Below are 19,415 nucleotides of genomic sequence, written 5' to 3'. Positions count from 1 at the left end.
GTAATGATCTATAATCATTTTGTGAGTTATAATATATCAAAATATCGTAATAATTTCGTCGAAAAACGGACTAAATAGGATGAATTTCGTATTAACTGGAAGTATAGTTTAGTGATCTTAGTTTTTATCTATTTTAAATACTGCATACATATGTATCTATAGATATTATTGCAATTATATTCACTACCATACACGGTATTATTATACTCTGTGATATACACTAAATTTTACATTCCAACTTATATAACATTTTTTGTAATTAATTCATCTAAATTCAAATAGATAGGAATAATAAAATATAACAAAATAAAACACAAATCATCGGTGAGATAAAATGAAAATCATTGAAGAGGGTGAAACAAAATTAATGGTTCCTGAAAGTCAAACACTATCAAAGAAGGATAAGGTATTCTATAATCCTATCATGGAAGTTAATAGAGATATATCTGTTTCCGTAATTCAAAGTTTTTTAAATAATTTCCAAAGGGATGAATTTTTAATTTGCGATCCGTTGGGAGGTAGTGGTGCTAGGGGTTTAAGGTATGCAAATGAATTAAAGTTTAAGGGAGATTTAAAAGTTGTTATAGGAGATATAAATCCAAATGCAGTAAAACTGGCAAATGAAAATTTAAAATTAAATGGAAACGATAACGTTGAGATCTTTCACGAGGATGCAAATGTTCTGTTGTCGAGGAATTTTAGAGTCTTTAATGTAGTTGATCTGGATCCATTTGGTTCTCCAGCTCCATATTTGGATAGTGCCATAAGGGCCACAATTACAAAAAATGGAGTTTTGTGTATGACTGCCACAGATACGGCGGTGTTATGCGGTGCTTACAGAAAATCCTGTATTAGAAGATACAATGCTATACCTTTAAGAAAAGATAAGGAGGTGGCAGTAAGGATTTTGATAGGCTATGCTATAAGAATGGCCTCAAAGTACGATATCGGACTTAAACCTATATTTTCCCATGCAACTGACCACTATGTAAGAACTTTTTTAGTTACTGAACGAGGGGCAAATAAAGCTGATAATGCCATAGGAGAATTAGGTTATATGAAGAGTATAAATGAAGAAAAAATATTTAGAAGCTTTAATAATGGTTATGAAAAAGGATTTGGCGGTCCGCTGTATTTGGGCCCTATAAATGATCCAAATATCGTTAACGATGCGCTAAAAGTGTCCATTGAAAGAAACTATTCACAAAAGGCCATAAATGTCTTAGATTCGATTTCCAAAGAATGCGAGTTAAATCAAATAGGATGTTATGATATTCATGAAATTTGCAGTTTTATAAAGAAATTGGCACCTCCGATTTCTGAATTGATAGATAATCTAAAAGAAAAGGGTTTTAATGCAACAAGAGTACATTATAATTCAAATGGAGTTAAAACAGATGCAAAATTAATTGATGTTATTGAATCTATAGTGGAGTACAATAAACCCTAATATTCCTCCTCCAGATCCAAGGTTTCTTTTAAAAATTCTTTTAGTTTCTCTTTACCTTCCTTTGATCTCATTTCATAGATTTTTAATGGGGTTACTTTCTTATAAATTTCAGATTCTTCTACATTTAGATCCCGAGCTCTGGCCTGACATACTTTTATGGCAATATCATTTATTGAAGCATCTACATTATCTGCATAGTGCAGCAACCAAGCTTCAATTGAATCCGGCCTTGATGGGCTGTATTCCCCATGATGGTTTGCAACTATTTTGATAACTTCGATAGGGAAATCTCTTTTGTATAGCTCTGCAACCCCCAAGGTTAGATGATCTAGATGGAAATTTGGTATATGGTCGAATTTCTCCCCGTCTTCGATATAATTTTGAGGTTTCATGATATCGTGAAGCAATCCCCCTGCGATTATTAGGTCTTTATCCAAACTCAGCCCATAAACTTCGTCCAACACTTCTGCCATTTTTAGGGCCATCTCTGTAACGGCCAGTATATGCTCTATCAATCCCCCTGAATATTTGTGATGCCTTTTTACACTTGCAGGAGAATTTTCGACTTTTATCCCTGTATCATCAATGTCTTTATGGGTGGGTAGTGGATTTTTTAGAAAATCAATAACTCTTTCCCTTAAATCTTTGTTCTCTATTTTATTTGCTAACTCAATAAGTTTTTCCATTTATTCACCTTTTTAATGCAATACATAATAATAAAAATAATAAATAATCAATGAATATATATTATGTATGGTCATTAACAATAACTATGAGTTATTATATGTTGTTAAATTTATTAGGTTTAGAAATAAAAATTTTCAACTTTAGATTTTCGTAGTTTAATAGCTAAGCCTTTAAAGAGTCTTGGATGCCAAACTTATATTTTTGGGATCCAACACTTTTTTAAAAGGGTTGGATGGTGATGGAATGATAGACCTTGCGAAAGATCATTTAAAAAAAGTACTTACAATATGTGGTGCAAATAGGGACTGTGAATATTATCCATGTCATTTTGACGGTCAGTGCTGTCTGTGGTGTTATTGTCCATTTTATCCATGTGAGGATGATGAGTTAGGGGAGTGGATTCAAAGAAAAGATGGTTCTAAAGTGTGGAGCTGTATGAACTGCCATTGGATACATAAACCAGAAGTAGCCTGTGAAGTATTAAAAGAGATTCTTGAACTTACAAAGGACAAGGGATTGGATGAATCCATAGAGCTCCTTGATAATAGGGAGTTAGTATTAAAGATCAAAGAAAAAGTGAAAAATAAATAAACTATATTTTAAAACTATATTTATTAGGGGGACAACAAATAAGTGTTAAAAGTGTTAAATATTTCAAAAAAAGCTTTATAATATATTAATAAGGATGATCTTGGCAGATAACATGTTTGGTTATGACAGCATATTGGTTGGAGTGTATTTATTCAATTTGATACTTTTGGGAGTTGCCACTATAACGGATATTAAGGAGAGAATAATACCCCATTTTGTAGTTATTTTAATGTTATTGGTTAATTTACCTATTGGATATTATTATTTTGGGTTTGATGCGATTATAGCATTCTTTGCAACGTTATTGTTATGTTTGATATTAGGAGTTGGTATGGGGGGCGGCGATGTAAAGATATTCACGGCCCTTTCTCCAATTTTTGCCTATGAAACTCAATACTATGTTCCAAATGGTATTTTATTGCTCATAGGGTTAAGTGCTGCATTTGCAGCGTTTTTTCCAATGTTGAATATATTTAAAAGATACTGGAAGGAGATAGTACCTTCATCAGCTTATCTGGCTACTGTATTAAGTTTTATTATTTATTTGACCGATTTTTATCATATTAAATACGCTAAATTAATTGTATGGGCGTATGTTATAATTTCAATATTTGTGTCAAGAAAAATAAAAAACTACAAGGATATAACGAGAAAAATAGGATATGTTGCTCCGATTTATTTGTTGGGATTGTATGTTTTTGATAATGGTTATTTTATCCAGAATAATGTATTAACATCTTTTTTAATCTATGTTGGGGAGTTGATTATCCTTTCAATAGTCATATATGCCATAACAGGAGCTGAAGTCTCATCCAAGAAATCAGTTGAAGAACTTAAAGAAGGAGATATATTACGGGATATAATCACTATAAAGGATGACGGGAACGTTGTGGTGGAAAATGCAAATTTGATAAAGAGATTCAAACAAATGGTTTATGATGAATTGAGAAAATCGGACAAAACTGAGAGGATAATTTTAACGGATGGTGAGGGTTTATCCAATGAAGATATAGATCTAATAAAAAATTTATATAAAAATGGAAAGGTCCCAAAAGAACTAAACATTTTAAAGACGTATCCTTTTGTTCCATTTGTTCTTTTATCTTATATGGTGATTATTGCACTACATTTTACAATTAAATAGCGTGATATTATGTTTCATGCCCGAAGAGGTCAAATGTCTTTGGAGTTCTCAATACTTGCATTGGCAGTATTGGTACTTTCAGTATACTCCATTACTCATTTTTTAAATAATTCGTTCAGTGAAGAGGATAGGACGATTGATAAAATAGATATTGCAGCTAAAACTGCAGTTTCAATGGTTAATTCAGGATACAATGGAACGAGTGTAAGTCGTACAATATCGTATTCTGGAGTGAGCTGGAATAAAGTTGATGATGGAACTTACAATGTTACAATTTATATTCGAGGGGATGAGGCTGAAATAAATTCAGTTGAAGATTTTATAATAAATTATATTGTAGAGAGTCAAAATATCGATCCCAACAAATATGATATTAATATTATTGTCCAATAAAAATATATTTAAACTATTAACTAAATATTTAAGTTAATACATACATCCTTGTAATTTTAATTAGTGGGGTATCATAATGGCTGAGGAAGAATTTAGCAATAAGTTGAAAACTTTAAAAACCAAATCCAAAAGAACATCAAAGATTCCTCCGAAACAGTTGAAATTGGCGTTAATAGTTATCGTATTGTTTATAATAATTTTTGAGGCTTATAACCTATATTATGTATCAAAAACCAAGGAACTTCAGGAATTGGATGGTAATAAGCAGGTGGCAATAGATACCATTAATGCTCTATTTTCAAAGTACCCCCATGATACTCAAAAGGCTGTGTTTATTGGTAAAATCAAACAAAAAGACAATATAGAAGACATAAACAAGATCATTGACGAAGCAAGGGATTACATAGAGCTGAAGAAATATAAAGAGGACGCCATCAATCAGATTAAAAATAGTTATGGGATATATTACAATGAAAACACAAAAGCTCAGGAATTGGTACGTAAAATAACAATGGCAAAAACTCAGCAAGAAGTTGATGAGCTATTCAGAGAATCAAATATTGAAAATGAAGTTAGGACCATGTTAAATGAAAAACTAATGAAAATATTATCTTCTGACGATGAATACTATTATATTAAAATGGGTGATGAGAGAAGATTCATGTCAAAAGAAGATTTCGTAGAGTTCATGAAGTCCTTAAGTATATCCCAACTTAAGGAGCTCAGTGTGGAACCAGTATCCCAATTAAGTAAACTTACAATAGTAGTTTCTGCAAAACAATGTGGTAAGATTCCACTTTCAGGAGATACCATTCTAATATACAACAAGAAAGATCTTCAAGAACCTCCAGAGTATGCGATTGTTGATTCTGCCTATGTTATACTTCCATCTATAGGATATTCAGAACAAAAATCAGCTTCAAGTACTGTAAGTGATAATGGAGATACTACCTCAATTTCAAGTTCATCATCGATATCATACAGTTTGGATAATTTACCGGGAGTTTTACATGCTACCGCCGCAGATAAACTTGACTATGAAACTATAAGGGAGAAATTTGGTAGATATGGTGAGAAACTAAATAAAATTGAAGAGGATACTCAAATCTTTGATGAAAACGTTGATTATTTACTAATTATAATAGTTCCTTCAGAACAGGTTCCTAACTTAATATCACATAATTCAGAAGATCTCTATATTGTGCAATCAACAGGTGGTAGTCTATGAATTCTCCACTAGATCCAAAAAAACTTATAATTTTTACGATCTTGGCTTTAGTGATACCCTTAGGTTATTCAGAAACAACTATTGCTAGTATGGATGTGTATTGGAGTTTAACTGGGGAAATTACAAATCTATATCCCTACTCCGTATTTGTCGCAGTACCTGATAATATAACATATTCTGAAAAAACCCTTAAATCATCTCAGGATTTTTTAACTGTGAGTTTAATCGAAGGCCTTAGTTACTACGATATGATTATACCTGACAAAGAGCATATAACTACATTAAACGGAAAGGAAGGATTCTGGATTCCTCCATATACTACAACAAAAATAAAAATATATGGAAATGGGACATATTCTTTAGTTGCAGATAATGCCCAAGAGAATTTTGATGTTAGTGGTCCGGGTGTTGTAACTACCACCGGAATAATTAACCCTAGTGAGATTTTCCCAATGGCTAAAAGAAATGGGATAAAATTAGGGGATTTTAAGTTGTATGTAAGAGGAACGATAAAAAAGGAAAATACTGATGTATTGGGGATAGTGATTCCCGCACCGATGATTTTAAAGGATTACTATAGGTTCAATAAAATAATGGGAAGATATGATGCCGATATATGGATGGACTCTTATTCTAAATGGGTAGAGGACCATACATCAAAGAGAAAGTATTATGATACCGAATACAGCAACTGGCTTTTGGATAACTCTTTAATACCTACTATTGGCTATGAAATAAATACTATATCCCTAAAACCATTCGACATACCTGCAATAAGTTATACTACATCATCTTCGAAGGATGTCGAGTTTTCGTATAAAATGTACTGGAAGGAAGAAGATAAGCGACTATATTATTAAAAAATTAAAATCAAATAAATGGCTGTGGTGATATGAGAGGCCAAGTTTCACTGGAATTTACCATATTATTTTTAGCACTTTTAGTCGCAATTATTATTTCGACAATGGTGCCTGGAATATATGGCCTTGATAAATCTGTTAAGGTGTCTGCTGCAAGTTTAGCTCATGCTGCACTTTCCAATGTTAAGAACAATGTAGAAATGCTTTCTGTGGCAGATGCGGGTTCTTCAAAGACAATATATATTAAATCCCCTCCAGCGGAATGGGATATAACTGGAGAAAACATTACAGTCTCAGGAAATGGGTTTACTATACGTACAACCTGCAATATTGACATTGTTAATTCAACTACCGTTCCTTTTTCCACTAATATGAGTACCATAAAGGTTGTTTTAGAAAGACATGATACCTATATACGTATTGGATTTTACGAAACATGAAACATAAATAAACGCAATTTTCTTATTTCTTTACTTTGGTGTTGGAGCTCACAAATAATTTTTTAAGATGTGATTAATTATGTGGAAACTATTTTCCAAAGGTTACAAAAATCAAAGATTAAACAAAAACTCAAAGAGTTTTTGTAGCCCACCACTATCGTGGTGGTTTTCGAATCCAGTAGGTTACAAAAATCAAAGATTGAACAAAAACTCGAAGAGTGGTATAAAAGGGCAAGTATCTCTAGACGCCGTAATCGCTATTTTGTTTCTTTTAATTGTATTTTCTCTTATAGGTTACAATGTGCTAAATACTGCAAATAGTTTTAAGGAATCCGAGAAGGCTGAACGGGCACATGCAACAATTGATGTCTTTGAAAATTATGTATTGACCTCTTATTCAAAGGAAGTCGCCATAAATACAACTTTTAAATCTATGGGGAATTTAAATTATACTATTTATTTCTCAGATAAAAAAATAGAAGTTAAGAATGAAACAAATGTAATATTTACGCCAGAATATGATGAAAATGGCGTCTATATACATATTACAGGAAAAGCCCCCAGTGGTCTTAATTTACCTCAAAACATTGTGAACATATCATTTGGGGAGTTTTATGTGTATAAAAACCTTACCGTAAGAATTAAATGATTAAAGAACTTTTTTAATAAATTTTAAAGTTTATTGATATTTGATATATTTACTTGTTATATGGAGAGAGGTTTTTAGGATATATGTTATTGAGGGGTATTATGTTAGCAAAATTAAAATCAAATAAAGGTTATGTATTTACCTATGAGGCTGTAGTAGTGGCCATGTTGTTTGTAGTACTATTTTACATAACATACTTTACGTATTCTCATAATTACCTATCTTTTCAGGAGGAAAGAAGAAATATTGAAGATTTTGAAAAAGCTAACTTGATGACAGACATGTTATTTAAAGAGCATGAATTTCCTTCAGATAATTATAATGATAGTTATAAAGGATTTTTAGGCAACCTAACAATTAGATACGGTAACTCTAAGAAAATACCTGGGACATTTGATATTTATGCCATAGATAGTTTGGATACAAATACAGAGGATCCAGTGAAATGTGTTCATTTTAATGTTTCAATAGGTGGTTATACATCAAATGTTAGTACAACATCTATAGAATATATCGCTGAATATGGTAACAACTCGTATGTAAAGACTAGAAACCTTCTTGTACCTATAAAAACATATAGATATTCAAATACGAGTAGAATATATGAAATTCTAAAAGAAGGGGATATATTATATTTTGCAGTTGGAAATTCATCAGAGCTCGTTTATATTAACGCATCCACCATCAATACATCCTCCAATGAAATAGCCATATTTTCTGTTAATGGAGTGCCATTTAAATTAACTGTAAGTAATACGCCGAGTATAACAGAGTTTGGAAAGGTTATAGCAACTTATAATTCAGATGGTTACGAACCTAATGAAATTAGATTATTGAGTACCGCAAATGGCATACCTGTTAATATAACCATTGTTTACAATCAATCCTCTACAATTTATGTGGCACAGCTCAGGCCTTACAATATATCAGGTATTGTTGATATGAATTAGGTGATTTTATATGCTGTTTGATAGTGATTTAGTAGCTGCTGTTCTTATTATGTTAGTTGGAATGGCTTTTTTTACTTCTTCTATGGTGGAACACACGGATAACTATATGGATGCGATAAAAACAAACATTTTACACGATAAGGTTACGTATCAACTGAAAACTCTTGTCACAGATGGAACCCTTGAAACTGCAATACTGCTTATGAATAACAACAATGCTGATGTGGCAGAAAAGGTAATTAAAAACAGGATAAGGTTTAGAAATTACAATTTAACAATAGGAAACTACAGCGTCAATGGAACAAACACCAACGAAGGAATAAACACCAGTAATTTTGTACTAGTTTCAGCTGTAATTCTAATGAACAGAACTGAGGGATGGTATGGTGTTTATGGAGACGATAACGAATTAAAAATTACTGATAAGCACTTTATAAGCGAGGAGGATGCATATAACCATTTGAAAAAGGATATTTACCGTTCTTATCATTACAAAAAAGCCATTTTTTATTTTAAAAATAATACTCCTATAAAAGTAACACTGAAGGTTTATGGTGATTAAAAAATGTACCTATCTCAAACAATGACTACACTTGTTTTATTGTTGTTCCTTACGGGTACTTTACTTTATCAAACAATTGATATTCAAAAAGATCAAGTTTTAAATGAAATGAAGGCATCCTCTGTGGATTTAAAATCATCAACAGTTGAAAATGCTGTTGAAACTTCCCTTCCTATCGTATTTAACAAGGTACTAAACGATGCAGAGCTCAGGGTTATAAATAAGTATAATTCGGGAGAAACAGACCCATTTTTTAATAGTACAGACGAGGTTCTATTGTTTTTAGAAACTAACGTGTCAAAAATGGTTAATAACTATTTGAAAAATGTTAGTAAGGAATATGGTAAATCAGGATATAATCTAACCTATGATTTTAACATAACCAATATATCAATGGTGGATGGATTTACTTTTAAAGTAGGTTATTCATTTAATTATACGTTATCTAAAGATGGGGTATTTAAGTCAAAATCTATAAATTCCTATCAATACTGCACTGTAAAAACTGTTATAGATGCATATCACTATGTAAAATCATCTGGCAGGGGTTTTATTACAATCTACAATCCAAACAACTATAGTTTAACTGATTTTCAGGTAAAGATAATATTAGATAACTCCAATTATGATTTTAGTAGTGACCCTGATGGAATAGGTTTGGGGTTCTATGATGAAAATAACAACACGATTCCATATTGGATAGAATATTGGGATAATGTGGCCAATAAAGCCATAGTTTGGATAAAAGTGCCCAATATTGATGCAAATGGTAATGCAGTAGTGAAAATTGTTTCAACCTTTATAGTACATCCAGTAATGGGGATTTGGTATTTGAGTTGTTTGATGATTTTGAGGATAAAAATTCCATAAACTACAAATGGAATTACACATCCATTAATTCAGGTTGGAACTATGGCGAGGTTGATAGTCCGCTATATAATGAATTGTATAATAAACAAATGATTCAGTATGAGAAGGCTCCACCCGTTGCTAGAATGATTTCGCAGGATAATACGAACTTGGATAGTTATATAATTGAAGTCGATGCCAAGGGATATAGTACTTCATATAACACCCCAAATATAATGGTAGGATATTTTGCAAATAAGAGCTACTTCAACGATGACAGGCATCCTGATGAATTCTATACGTTGGAATTGGGAGGGAGAGTGGATGGAAATGGGGCTGCTCTTCAATTCATACCAAATGGCGATTTAATCTGGTTAGCATATGATAATGATTTTGATAATTTACAGATAAGTCATGAATATCCAGAAAATGGTAGTGCCGGCAAAAGTAATATTCTGGACATTCATAGAGCTCGGCTTGAAATCAATGCTAATGAAGTACCACGTATCCTTACTTGGTACAGGGTAAAAATACAAATAGTAAATAATAGAATGGTATCTGGTAAATATTATACAATAGACGATTACCTAAATAACAATGAGCCAGATTGGATGATAAATTATAATGTACCGGATACCCATGGAAATTACTTTGAACTTGGTACTTCCGCGGGATTTAACTCTCCAGGTCAAGATATATACTTTGACAACTTCAGAGTAAGAAAGTATGCTGAAAAAGAGCCTATAGTCATTACTGACAAAAAGCTTATTTACATATCTCCTCCAAGAGATTATAGCACTCACTACGGAGAAATAGGAGATATTAGTTATAACCCTTACTTTGTGGAGGATAACAGTTCACCATCGATAATAGACATGTTGGCAGGAAAAAATGAAAATACATGGGGATATGGCATTAGGATAAATTAAAAAATTAAATAAATTTTTTATTTAATCACCTGAGTGAAACGAAGGTGAGCTATAAATCCCTTACAGGATTTTTTATTCAATTTTTTCAACATACATCAAAGGATAGTCAATTTCTTTAACATAATTTAATTTTAAAATAGCAACAGTTTCTTTTACCCTTATTTTAAGTTTAACATCCAGCATTTCCCCAGTTAGGGACACATAGGAATCTTTTTTAAGGTCTCCGACTATTTTTACTTCAATATCATCTACAAACGGCTGATTTTTCATAGACTCTTCCATGGCTTTTTCCAGAGATTCTTTCGTATTTAAACTTACAGGAGCTCCGACAAACTGATGGAATAGAGCTCCAAGTGTGATTCCACCCTCAAAAACTGCCCTCTCTCGGTCACTTAAGTTTTTGAAGTAGGAGTCAAATATCTCATCTTTTTCAAGTTTTTTTACCATGATATCCTCCCTTTTAATCGTAAACTGCTTTTAAGAATTTTATGATTAAACACACGCATTTTATATGCAATATTCCTCATATAACTATATGGTTTTAAAGGGGATGAAAATAATGAACAATAGATATAAAGTTCAGACTGCAAGAAGTCTGAATATACCCCTAGATGAAGTCACTGGTGAGCTCTGTAGATCTTATATGAAAATACTATCTATGGTCAATCAATCAAAAGAAAATAGAAATACTCCTGAAAGGGAATTTGACATATGTTTATTTAGATTTATTCGTTGCATCCCTGTAAATTACTTGGGAAATGTGGATATGGAAGTAGGTTCCCTATTGTATTCGATAGGAAAACAGTTTGGAAGGTCTTTAAGCTTATCTTCAGTATGGGGGTTTATAGAATACTGCAAATGTAATAATGTGGGTTATATTGAAATAATAAGCGAAAATCCATTAAAAATAAGGATAAATGACTGTATAACTTGCACGGGTTTGCCTAACGTTGGAAAAACTTTATGTGATTTTGAAGGAGGCTTTATTGCAGGATGTTTTGAAAATATATTGTGTAAAAAGGTACTGGCAACCGAGACCCATTGTATAGGTCTTGGAGATGATTTTTGTCAGTATGATGTTAAAATACAGGATCCATAATCTTAATTTTTATTATTTAGGGCTTTTTCTAACGAAGTATAGCATAATTCAAGGACTTCTTTTATAACTTCGTCTTTGCTTTTCCCTTTTTCATACTTAGCATTTAAACCTGCAGCTTCTGCATGGCCCCCACCTTCCCCGCCAAGTTCTTTTCCGATTTTTTCCATTAAATATCCGAGATGAACCTTTTTAGATAGCGCCTTCCTACATCTTGCACTTACTCTTATTTCTTTATCTCTTTTTCTAACTGCAACTACAAAGGCAGCATCTGCTCCAATACTGACGATAGTCTTTGCACAGGATGCTTCATGTGAGCTTATATGTGAAAGAGCTACAATATATTTATCTAATTCTTTTAACTCCATCCTGCTACAGGCTTTTAAGTGTGCAATTCTTTTACTAGGCTCACTCTCTTGTGAAAGGAGATATAAAATTTTTTGGAAGCTTATATCCTTAATTAACCAGGATATGATATTGAAGGTGGATTCCTTTGCTATTTTAAGGTGCTTTGTATCGTAGAGTATGCCACACAAGAGTGCCATTCTTACCTTTTTTGGAGGGTATATGTTCATATCTCGAAAAATCTTAGAAACAATTTCACATGTGGAAGGCGAATTTTCATCAACAATATAAAGATCACAAATATTTACCAGGTCTGTTTTTTTATGGTGGTCTATTAGAATTACTTTTGATTCTTTTAACTGATTTTCATTTACCGTTATTTGATTTAGGCTGGATGTATCTACTAAAAATACGAGCTCTGGAAGTTTAGGGTACTCTACAATTTCTATTTCTTCGTTTAGTTCCTCTATAATGGATCTTGATAACTTGCTTACAGAATTGGCAGAAATTCTAATGTTTTTGGATTTGTGGTTTTTAAAAGAAGTTGCCAGATATTTTAAACCAATTGCAGCACCTATTGCATCAGGATCTGCATTGTGGTGACATAGAAACAGTATTTCATTGGCAGTTTTTAAATACTTTTTCAGTAGTTCATTCATAAAAGCACCTTAAAAAAGATAAAAAAATTAATAAAACAATAATAAAAAAACTTAGATATTAGTTACCTTGTAGGTTTTTTTGTAGGTTTTCCTGTAATTCCATGAGTCTTTTTTGCATTTTTTCTTCCTGTTTTTCTAAGCTAGTAACTTTTAACTTTAAAGTTTCAATTTTTTCATTAATTTCTTCTTTAACTTCTTCTTTTTCTCTCTTTACAAGGATGCCCCCAGCCATTTTGAATACTTCATTAGATGTGGATTTTTCCATTTCTTCGAGAGCCTTTTCCATTTCTTTCAACTGAGTTTCTATTTGCTGTTTTTGGTAAACTATCATTTGTAACTGCTGTTGAAGTTGTTGAAACTGCATTAACTGATTTTGAACATTTGGTGGTAATTCCATAATTTCCCTCCTGTTTTTATTATAATATTAATTATTAAATTAATTATGAGTTTATATATGTTAGTGTTATTTATAGTGGTGTGCAATTAAGTGAAATCAAAATATTATATATGAAGTAAATAAAACCTATATTTCGATTTAACAAGAATTTTATATTAACAAAATTAATTGTATCCATTAATTAAGTACGTAATGCACACCACCATATTTAGTTCTTATTTTCATTTATTTTCATTTCTTGTTAGGTTATATATATTTTCTGCAACCTTTATCCATCTTAGGTAGGAGTAAACGGAAGCTTTTAAAATACTCAGTTCATCGGCAGCCCCCTCTAAATACAAGGTATCTCCTTCAAGTTTCATAACGCATTTTGATTTTATCTGAGAATCTAAATGTTCTAAAAAAATACTTTCATAGACAACCTTAGCCTCTTTTGTAGAGTCGAATTTTATCTTTAAACTAAAAGAAGGTTTAACGTCCATATTATCAACTTAGGATTCAATATCCATTATTTTAACAGACTTGACCTTGATTAGTGGACCCAATTCTTTATCTCCCTTGTAGAATTGAATATAAAAAACATTATCATCTTTTGACGACTTTTTAAAGCCAACTTTAAAACTGGATTCATTATCATCTTCATTTAATTCGTCAAAACTATCCAAGTTTTTGAACAGAAAATCGTAAAATACATTTTTATATTCGCTGGTGCTTTTATCAAATTCTGCACCTAATTTTTTAATCATGCCCACATTTTCCCCACATACTTCTTTTTGAAGCTTAGTGGCAATTATTAACGAGAGTACCTCGTTCTTTTTAGTATTGTAAAATTTTAGTTTTCCGGGATTTCCCTTGAATTCCTCGACAACTATGAAATTATCATAAGTTTCAAGGATATCTTTTAATGGAGTTTTCCCCCTATTTAATATTTTAATACCTAAAACAGAAGCTAAATCTTTTACAAAACTTCTTGTTCTTTGAGAGGGTTTTCTCGATGTTGTAATTATCATTTTATCGAACCTTTAGGAAATATTGTAGTTCCTGAATTTTACCTAGCCTGTATTTTTTTAACTATTCTTGGTCTTAATTTTATCAATATTCTGTTACTACAGTGTGGACACTTGGCTTTAAGGCCTATTTCATCTAAAGTTACGATTCTACCACAGTTTGAACATTTATACTCTGCCATAATCTCACCAATATTGGGATATATTTACCATCTATCAGTTAATATCAAAAAAATCAAAATAGTAATTGTGTTTATCAAATAAGATAAAAAGGAAATATATGTATCTTATGGTTCTTAGGATCTTCAAATCTTAGATTTCTCTGCTTTTACTTTCAATGACTCTTCTGATAGCTTTGGTTACTACTTTACCAGCACCAGTTTCTGGAGTGTAAGCTCCTCCTGCTATTTTAGCGTTACACTTTTTGCAGACCCAGATTGATGTACTCATTCTTTTTAATTTAGGGAATCCACAAACTGGACATTTATAGTTTTTCTTTTGTTTTATTTCAACATCTCTTAATCTTACTCTAATTTTTCTACCGTATCTTGATCCAAATCTTCCTGCTGAACCTACTTTTTTTGTATGGCTAAATTCTGGCATTATATCACCTTCCTTTTAATTAACTGTTATTAACTGTTAGTCGTATCTTTTTAGTATCTTTGTTTGGACGTTTGTCTTTGTAATTTTATTTAAGTGTGCGTAAAATTCACTTTCAATCCCACTCGGAATTTCAATAACAACTATTAGGGAACCATCAGGTTGCCATTCCTCCTGTTTTATAGTACCATACTCGTGGAGCGTATGGTATGCTGTCCCCGCATACTCTGAGGGAATTCTAACGGCAATATCTCTTTTTTCGAATTTAATAGGTAAAATTTTCCTAAGTTCTTTGATAACGTTTGGAACTTGTTCTTCAGCACTTTTATAAATATCAATGTTCACCCTGGCTTCCTCTAGGGCGTTTTCAATCCTTTTTGGAGGATGCGGAGTATCTGTTTGAGGATTTATGGTGTTTCTTGAGATTATGGAAATGATTTGCTTTTTTTTCTGTTCCTTCATTTCCTTTCTTTGTTGGGCAGTAAGTTGAACTTGCCCTTTCAATATAATCTTTTTAGCTATTTCTTTAACATCCGTAGTTCCAAAAACTTTATTTAATAAATCTTCTGGAACTTTTTCTCCTTTTCCAGAATCTTTATAAACTGCTTCAGCTGCTAAAATTTCAGAAATATCTATTTTTTGCCCTTCTTTGAATTTAGCTGCTAAATAAGGGTCCACAAGTATTTCAAACTTTTCCCCGTGGGATTGAAATCTTGCTATAACTGCCTTGTCTAATGACACCATAATATCCCTTCTTTTTATTTATATACCTTTCCATATTTAAATTAAAAATAAATGTTCAACAACACTGGCAAATATTGAACAAAACCTCAGTAGCCCCCTGGATCTTAATTATCCATTCTCCCCAACTAAATATAAAATAGAAATATGATTAAAAAAGGGTAATATATTATTCTTCTTCTTTTTCTTCTTCAGATTTCTCTTCTTTCTCTTTTTCTTCTTCTTCAGCCTCTAATTTTTCAGATGCTCTCTTAACTAATTTTTCAATTTCTTCCAGAGGTATTCTTTCTACGATTTTATCGTCATCTTTTATAACCGCCATATCTATATTTTCAGGCTTTAACTCTTCAGTAGTTTTGCTCAATGCATATATTGCCAATTCTAAAGCTTCTTTAACAGTTATCTCTTCACTATATTTTTCTTCCAATATTTCCATTGCTAGCGGTCTTCCAGAACCTATTGCAGTTGCCTTATATTCGATTAAAGCACCACTAGGATCGGTTTCAAATAATCTTGCACTATGTCTGTCTATACCTGCTATTAGTAAAGCTACACCAAAAGGTCTCGCACCACCGTGTTGTGTGTATGCCTGTTTAATGTCACAGATTTTTTTTGCAAGAGATTCAACAGTCACTGGCTCTCCGTATGTTATTTTATTTACCTGGGCTTCTATTCTCGCTTTATCGACTAATACTCTAGCATCTGCAACCAAACCTGAGGTAGCTGCCACGATATGATCATCTATCTGGAATATCTTTTCAATTGAACACGTTTCTATTAAATTACTAGTTATTCTTCTGTCAACAGCTAAAATAACCCCATTTTTACATTTAATGCCCACCGCTGTAGTACCTCTTCTTACCGCTTCCCTAGCGTATTCGACTTGGTAAAGCCTTCCTTCAGGGCTAAAAACTGTAATTGCTCTGTCGTATCCTGATGTTGGAACCATTTGCATAAAATTCCCTCCACGATGTTAATCGGATTTAATAATGTTTGATAATATTGGTAAACCTTTAAATCTACAGTTATAGTTATTTACATCTTATTATTTTATATATACTTATCTTTTTATATTATTTTTAATCGTCATTGTGTTAGTAATTGATTTTACATAATATATTTTGTTATAACGCATATGTGCATGTTTATGTCACAACATTTATATATTATAAAATCTAATATCCTATTTATAGGTACGAGGTGATGATCTTATGGTACCAGTAACTATATCTGATGATGCAATGAATTTTATTAAGGAGAAATTGAAGCATGGAGATTCCGATTCTTTAATAATATTCTTTGAAGGGTTTGGATGAGCAGGACCTAAATTCTCAATAGATGTTTTGAAATCTCCAAAAGAAGGCGATGAATTAATTTATGAAGGAGATTTCAAAATATATCTGGACAAAATAGCTAAGCAGTTTTTAAATGAAGTCCACATAATACTGAAAAAATCACTATTTGGTGGACCTCGCTTAGCTGTTAAAGGATTTGGTGGCGGCTCTTGCTAACTTAAGAACCCAGACGGGATTAAGTTAGTGAATAGGAGCCGGATACTCTGTCTAAATTTTATTTTAATATCGATTTTATCTTTAATTATATTTTGTCATTTATTTTGATTAATTGGTTATTGACTATTGACTATTATCAGTGCATCGCCTACACATCCACCTTTTCCATCTTCTTTTACAAATAACGGATTGATGTCTATTTCTTTTATTTCATCGTAGAGCTCCATAATCACTCCGATTTTTGTTATTAATTCCACTATAAATTCTATATCTCTTTTAGGTTGTCCCCTAACTCCTTCAAGGACTTTGTATGATTTTAGCTCCTTTAGCATTTTAAGACCGTATTCCTTTGTTATTGGATGAATTCCAAATGAAACATCTTTTAAAACTTCTACAAAGATACCTCCAAGCCCCACCATGGTTACAGGACCAAACACTTTATCCCGTTTTCCACCAACTATGAGCTCCAATCCTTCAACAAATTCTTCAATTAACACTCCGTCAATGATTCCATCTGGTTTGTTTCTAGCCAAATAATTCTTTCCATTTTCCATTATGGTGTTAAATGCTTCCTCAATGTTTTCAGGTTTTACAACTACGCATCCTGCATCCGATTTATGAAGAATGTCTGAAGAGGATATTTTCATAACTACATTATTGTTCAGCTCAGCGGCATATTTTTTTGCTTCTTCAGCAGTTTTTGCCAAGTATCTCTTTGGGGTGTTGATCCCATGGAGCTCTAAGAATTTTTTGGCATTGTATTCATTTGGATTGTTAAGTAAATTCTCGATAGTTTCACTATTTTTGTTCTTTATTTCAAGAACTTCTTCTCTAATTTTGTTTACATATTCAATATTCTCGTCCTCTATCTTCATTAAATAGTAATTATACAGGTTTGATAGTGCTTCAATACCATTTTCTGGGGAAATATACGCAGGTATTCCATTTTTTCGCAGGTGACTCTTTGCCCCTTTAATGGATTTTCCACCAACAAAGGATGCAACAATTGGCTTATTGTTATTTTCACATTCCATGGATCTTTTTATATTGATTATTTCCTCTGCAACTTCCATAGGTTTGGTCATCTCTTGCGGAGTCAGAATAACCAATAAACCGTCTATATTCTTGTCTTTTTTAAGTATATTTAGTGACCTCTTGTATCTTTCAGTGTCTGCATCACCAATTAAATCAAGAGGATTTGAAATGGATGATGTTTTTGGAAGATATTTTTTTAACTCATTTACTGTAGATTCTTCAAATTCTCCAAGTTTTAGTCCATACTTTTTACACATATCTGCAGCCAATACTCCAAAACCGCCGGCATTGGTCACTATACCTATTTTGTTGGATTTCATGATAGGTTGAGTTGAAAATACGTGCATTAAGTTTACGAGCTCTTCAAAAGTTTCAACTGTTATCACTTTTCCCTTTTTAAATGCTGCAGAGTATATTTGGATATCTCCTGCCAAACTTCCAGTATGGGAAGAAGCTGCTTTTGCCCCTTCTTCTGTCCTACCACTTTTTAATACAATAACCGGTTTAATTTTGGCAAGTTTTTTTGCAGATTCTATGAACTTACTATCTTTCAAACCTTCAATGTATAGTACAATAACTTCTGTAGTTTCATCCTCTGCCAGGTATTCCATTAGATCGCTTTCTTGAATATCTATCTTATTGCCCATGCTAATAATTTTTGAAAATCCAAGATTTAAAAGGGGAGCTATGTCCAATATTGCAGTTAATATTGCACCACTCTGTGAAATAAAAGTTATATTTCCTTCTTTAAAGTATTCCTTGCTAAATGATGCGTTTAATCTGTTATGCATGTTGATTATTCCTAAACAGTTCGGACCTATTGTTCTTATATTGTATTTTTTTATTATTTTCTTGACTTCTTCCTCAAGTTCAATATTTCCAACTTCTGAAAATCCTGCTGAGATTATCACGGCCCCTTTTATTCCTTTTTTACCGCACTCTTCCATGACTCCAGGAATAAACTGCGCAGGAACAACTACAACTGCCAGATCTATATTATTTGGAACATCCAGTACTGATTTGTAGCATTTAATGCCCAATATTTCTTCATACTTTGGGTTTATTGGATATACTTCGCCACCTTTTTCTTTAAATGATATCAAATTTTTAAGTATGGAGTACCCAACTTTTCCTTCAGTTTCAGAAGCTCCAATAATGGCAACTGATTTTGGATTAAATAAATGGTTAAAATCATTCACATTTTCCCCCCGATAAACGGTTATAATTTTATTTTTTATTTTAAAATATAAAAAAATTATATAGTTTGAGATATAGATACTTTAGTATCCTAC

The 19,415-nt window shown here is 32.1% G+C and carries 25 protein-coding genes; 14 read left to right on the top strand and 11 right to left on the bottom strand.

Going from position 1 to position 19,415, the window contains the following annotated elements; genetic code table 11:
- Positions 1–334 precede the first annotated feature (334 nt).
- Entirely contained in the window at positions 335–1,450 is a 1,116-nt protein-coding gene (locus tag F555_RS0104960) for a tRNA (guanine(10)-N(2))-dimethyltransferase (RefSeq protein ID WP_018154114.1), read from the top strand.
- Here F555_RS0104960 and F555_RS0104955 read toward each other — a convergent pair.
- Positions 1,447–2,136: an HDIG domain-containing metalloprotein gene (locus tag F555_RS0104955; protein WP_018154113.1), complete on the bottom strand. Its 690-nt coding sequence runs from the start codon at positions 2,134–2,136 to the stop codon at positions 1,447–1,449. The genes F555_RS0104960 and F555_RS0104955 overlap by 4 nt on opposite strands.
- Positions 2,137–2,380: 244 nt before the next feature.
- Here F555_RS0104955 and F555_RS0104950 point away from each other — a divergent pair, with 244 nt between their 5' ends.
- From F555_RS0104950 to F555_RS09230, 11 genes are all read left to right on the top strand, one after another.
- A complete protein-coding gene (locus F555_RS0104950) occupies positions 2,381–2,728 on the top strand; it encodes a cysteine-rich small domain-containing protein (protein WP_018154112.1) in 348 nt (115 codons plus the stop codon).
- 112 nt (positions 2,729–2,840) lie between these two features.
- The gene (locus F555_RS0104945) at positions 2,841–3,872 is read left to right on the top strand and encodes an A24 family peptidase C-terminal domain-containing protein (RefSeq protein WP_018154111.1); all 1,032 of its coding nucleotides are present in this window, start codon (positions 2,841–2,843) and stop codon (positions 3,870–3,872) included.
- 9 nt (positions 3,873–3,881) lie between these two features.
- Positions 3,882–4,265 (top strand): class III signal peptide-containing protein, encoded by a 384-nt coding sequence (locus F555_RS0104940; protein WP_018154110.1) that lies wholly within the window; start codon positions 3,882–3,884, stop codon positions 4,263–4,265.
- A gap of 76 nt (positions 4,266–4,341) precedes the next feature.
- Complete coding sequence (locus F555_RS0104935) at positions 4,342–5,493, top strand: DUF515 domain-containing protein (protein ID WP_018154109.1); 1,152 nt, start codon at positions 4,342–4,344, stop codon at positions 5,491–5,493.
- Positions 5,490–6,353, top strand: a complete 864-nt coding sequence (locus tag F555_RS0104930; protein WP_018154108.1) for a hypothetical protein — start codon at positions 5,490–5,492, stop codon at positions 6,351–6,353. Before F555_RS0104935 ends, F555_RS0104930 begins: the two co-directional genes overlap by 4 nt.
- Before the next feature lie 32 nt (positions 6,354–6,385).
- Positions 6,386–6,793, top strand: a complete 408-nt coding sequence (locus tag F555_RS0104925) for a class III signal peptide-containing protein (RefSeq protein ID WP_018154107.1) — start codon at positions 6,386–6,388, stop codon at positions 6,791–6,793.
- A 79-nt stretch (positions 6,794–6,872) separates the two neighbouring features.
- Positions 6,873–7,442: a hypothetical protein gene (locus tag F555_RS0104920; RefSeq protein ID WP_018154106.1), complete on the top strand. Its 570-nt coding sequence runs from the start codon at positions 6,873–6,875 to the stop codon at positions 7,440–7,442.
- 101 nt (positions 7,443–7,543) lie between these two features.
- Positions 7,544–8,392, top strand: coding sequence for a hypothetical protein (locus tag F555_RS0104915; protein ID WP_018154105.1), 849 nt, complete (start codon positions 7,544–7,546; stop codon positions 8,390–8,392).
- 10 nt (positions 8,393–8,402) lie between these two features.
- Positions 8,403–8,954, top strand: a complete 552-nt coding sequence (locus F555_RS0104910; protein WP_018154104.1) for a hypothetical protein — start codon at positions 8,403–8,405, stop codon at positions 8,952–8,954.
- A 3-nt stretch (positions 8,955–8,957) separates the two neighbouring features.
- A complete protein-coding gene (locus tag F555_RS09235; protein ID WP_050559941.1) occupies positions 8,958–9,824 on the top strand; it encodes a DUF2341 domain-containing protein in 867 nt (288 codons plus the stop codon).
- On the top strand, positions 9,779–10,732 hold the full coding sequence (locus tag F555_RS09230) for a hypothetical protein (protein ID WP_157205740.1): 954 nt from the start codon (positions 9,779–9,781) through the stop codon (positions 10,730–10,732). The genes F555_RS09235 and F555_RS09230 overlap by 46 nt, the downstream gene beginning before the upstream one ends.
- A 72-nt stretch (positions 10,733–10,804) precedes the next feature.
- Here the strand turns inward: F555_RS09230 and F555_RS0104900 are convergent, their stop codons facing one another.
- Complete coding sequence (locus F555_RS0104900) at positions 10,805–11,179, bottom strand: dihydroneopterin aldolase family protein (protein ID WP_018154103.1); 375 nt, start codon at positions 11,177–11,179, stop codon at positions 10,805–10,807.
- A 112-nt stretch (positions 11,180–11,291) separates the two neighbouring features.
- Here F555_RS0104900 and F555_RS09590 point away from each other — a divergent pair, with 112 nt between their 5' ends.
- Positions 11,292–11,831 (top strand): V4R domain-containing protein, encoded by a 540-nt coding sequence (locus tag F555_RS09590; protein WP_018154102.1) that lies wholly within the window; start codon positions 11,292–11,294, stop codon positions 11,829–11,831.
- A 2-nt stretch (positions 11,832–11,833) separates the two neighbouring features.
- Here the strand turns inward: F555_RS09590 and F555_RS0104890 are convergent, their stop codons facing one another.
- The 8 genes from F555_RS0104890 to psmA form a co-directional block, all read right to left on the bottom strand.
- The gene (locus tag F555_RS0104890) at positions 11,834–12,832 is read right to left on the bottom strand and encodes a DHH family phosphoesterase (RefSeq protein WP_018154101.1); all 999 of its coding nucleotides are present in this window, start codon (positions 12,830–12,832) and stop codon (positions 11,834–11,836) included.
- Positions 12,833–12,890: 58 nt separating this feature from the next.
- Positions 12,891–13,229 carry a prefoldin subunit beta gene (locus F555_RS0104885; RefSeq protein WP_018154100.1) on the bottom strand — a complete coding sequence of 113 codons (339 nt, stop codon included), beginning with the start codon at positions 13,227–13,229 and terminating at the stop codon, positions 12,891–12,893.
- A 221-nt stretch (positions 13,230–13,450) separates the two neighbouring features.
- Positions 13,451–13,711, bottom strand: a complete 261-nt coding sequence (locus tag F555_RS0104880) for a KEOPS complex subunit Pcc1 (protein WP_018154099.1) — start codon at positions 13,709–13,711, stop codon at positions 13,451–13,453.
- Between the two features lie 9 nt (positions 13,712–13,720).
- Positions 13,721–14,239 (bottom strand): rRNA maturation protein, encoded by a 519-nt coding sequence (locus F555_RS0104875; protein ID WP_018154098.1) that lies wholly within the window; start codon positions 14,237–14,239, stop codon positions 13,721–13,723.
- Positions 14,240–14,277: 38 nt separating this feature from the next.
- A complete protein-coding gene (locus F555_RS0104870; RefSeq protein WP_018154097.1) occupies positions 14,278–14,418 on the bottom strand; it encodes a DNA-directed RNA polymerase subunit P in 141 nt (46 codons plus the stop codon).
- Positions 14,419–14,548: 130 nt separating this feature from the next.
- Positions 14,549–14,839 (bottom strand): 50S ribosomal protein L37Ae, encoded by a 291-nt coding sequence (gene rpl37A / locus F555_RS0104865; RefSeq protein WP_018154096.1) that lies wholly within the window; start codon positions 14,837–14,839, stop codon positions 14,549–14,551.
- Positions 14,840–14,875: 36 nt separating this feature from the next.
- The gene (locus F555_RS0104860) at positions 14,876–15,580 is read right to left on the bottom strand and encodes a ribosome assembly factor SBDS (RefSeq protein WP_018154095.1); all 705 of its coding nucleotides are present in this window, start codon (positions 15,578–15,580) and stop codon (positions 14,876–14,878) included.
- A gap of 166 nt (positions 15,581–15,746) precedes the next feature.
- Positions 15,747–16,532 carry an archaeal proteasome endopeptidase complex subunit alpha gene (gene psmA, locus F555_RS0104855; RefSeq protein ID WP_018154094.1) on the bottom strand — a complete coding sequence of 262 codons (786 nt, stop codon included), beginning with the start codon at positions 16,530–16,532 and terminating at the stop codon, positions 15,747–15,749.
- 256 nt (positions 16,533–16,788) lie between these two features.
- Between psmA and F555_RS09655 the strand changes: the two genes are divergently transcribed.
- On the top strand, positions 16,789–17,088 hold the full coding sequence (locus F555_RS09655) for a HesB-like protein (protein ID WP_255296111.1): 300 nt from the start codon (positions 16,789–16,791) through the stop codon (positions 17,086–17,088).
- Between the two features lie 116 nt (positions 17,089–17,204).
- On the opposite strand, the gene acs is transcribed toward F555_RS09655, so the two are convergent.
- The gene (gene acs / locus F555_RS0104840; protein WP_018154091.1) at positions 17,205–19,322 is read right to left on the bottom strand and encodes an acetate--CoA ligase alpha subunit; all 2,118 of its coding nucleotides are present in this window, start codon (positions 19,320–19,322) and stop codon (positions 17,205–17,207) included.
- Positions 19,323–19,415: the final 93 nt, after the last annotated feature.

This window comes from Methanothermococcus thermolithotrophicus DSM 2095 (assembly GCF_000376965.1).
Taxonomy (GTDB): Archaea; AGJL01; Methanococci; order Methanococcales; family Methanococcaceae; genus Methanothermococcus; species Methanothermococcus thermolithotrophicus.
Note: the sequence above shows the minus strand (reverse complement) of the source record. Positions and strands in the feature narration are given on the sequence as shown.

Bases quoted from the DNA above. Each gene is read 5' to 3' on its own strand.
- F555_RS0104960 (WP_018154114.1), top strand. From the start codon at position 335: ATGAAAATCATTGAAGAGGGTGAAACAAAATTAATGGTTCCTGAAAGT.
- F555_RS0104955 (WP_018154113.1), bottom strand. From the start codon at position 2,136: ATGGAAAAACTTATTGAGTTAGCAAATAAAATAGAGAACAAAGATTTA.
- F555_RS0104950 (WP_018154112.1), top strand. From the start codon at position 2,381: ATGATAGACCTTGCGAAAGATCATTTAAAAAAAGTACTTACAATATGT.
- F555_RS0104945 (WP_018154111.1), top strand. From the start codon at position 2,841: ATGTTTGGTTATGACAGCATATTGGTTGGAGTGTATTTATTCAATTTG.
- F555_RS0104940 (WP_018154110.1), top strand. From the start codon at position 3,882: ATGTTTCATGCCCGAAGAGGTCAAATGTCTTTGGAGTTCTCAATACTT.
- F555_RS0104935 (WP_018154109.1), top strand. From the start codon at position 4,342: ATGGCTGAGGAAGAATTTAGCAATAAGTTGAAAACTTTAAAAACCAAA.
- F555_RS0104930 (WP_018154108.1), top strand. From the start codon at position 5,490: ATGAATTCTCCACTAGATCCAAAAAAACTTATAATTTTTACGATCTTG.
- F555_RS0104925 (WP_018154107.1), top strand. From the start codon at position 6,386: ATGAGAGGCCAAGTTTCACTGGAATTTACCATATTATTTTTAGCACTT.
- F555_RS0104920 (WP_018154106.1), top strand. From the start codon at position 6,873: ATGTGGAAACTATTTTCCAAAGGTTACAAAAATCAAAGATTAAACAAA.
- F555_RS0104915 (WP_018154105.1), top strand. From the start codon at position 7,544: ATGTTAGCAAAATTAAAATCAAATAAAGGTTATGTATTTACCTATGAG.
- F555_RS0104910 (WP_018154104.1), top strand. From the start codon at position 8,403: ATGCTGTTTGATAGTGATTTAGTAGCTGCTGTTCTTATTATGTTAGTT.
- F555_RS09235 (WP_050559941.1), top strand. From the start codon at position 8,958: ATGTACCTATCTCAAACAATGACTACACTTGTTTTATTGTTGTTCCTT.
- F555_RS0104900 (WP_018154103.1), bottom strand. From the start codon at position 11,179: ATGGTAAAAAAACTTGAAAAAGATGAGATATTTGACTCCTACTTCAAA.
- F555_RS09590 (WP_018154102.1), top strand. From the start codon at position 11,292: ATGAACAATAGATATAAAGTTCAGACTGCAAGAAGTCTGAATATACCC.
- F555_RS0104890 (WP_018154101.1), bottom strand. From the start codon at position 12,832: ATGAATGAACTACTGAAAAAGTATTTAAAAACTGCCAATGAAATACTG.
- F555_RS0104885 (WP_018154100.1), bottom strand. From the start codon at position 13,229: ATGGAATTACCACCAAATGTTCAAAATCAGTTAATGCAGTTTCAACAA.
- F555_RS0104880 (WP_018154099.1), bottom strand. From the start codon at position 13,711: ATGGACGTTAAACCTTCTTTTAGTTTAAAGATAAAATTCGACTCTACA.
- F555_RS0104875 (WP_018154098.1), bottom strand. From the start codon at position 14,239: ATGATAATTACAACATCGAGAAAACCCTCTCAAAGAACAAGAAGTTTT.
- F555_RS0104870 (WP_018154097.1), bottom strand. From the start codon at position 14,418: ATGGCAGAGTATAAATGTTCAAACTGTGGTAGAATCGTAACTTTAGAT.
- rpl37A (WP_018154096.1), bottom strand. From the start codon at position 14,839: ATGCCAGAATTTAGCCATACAAAAAAAGTAGGTTCAGCAGGAAGATTT.
- F555_RS0104860 (WP_018154095.1), bottom strand. From the start codon at position 15,580: ATGGTGTCATTAGACAAGGCAGTTATAGCAAGATTTCAATCCCACGGG.
- psmA (WP_018154094.1), bottom strand. From the start codon at position 16,532: ATGCAAATGGTTCCAACATCAGGATACGACAGAGCAATTACAGTTTTT.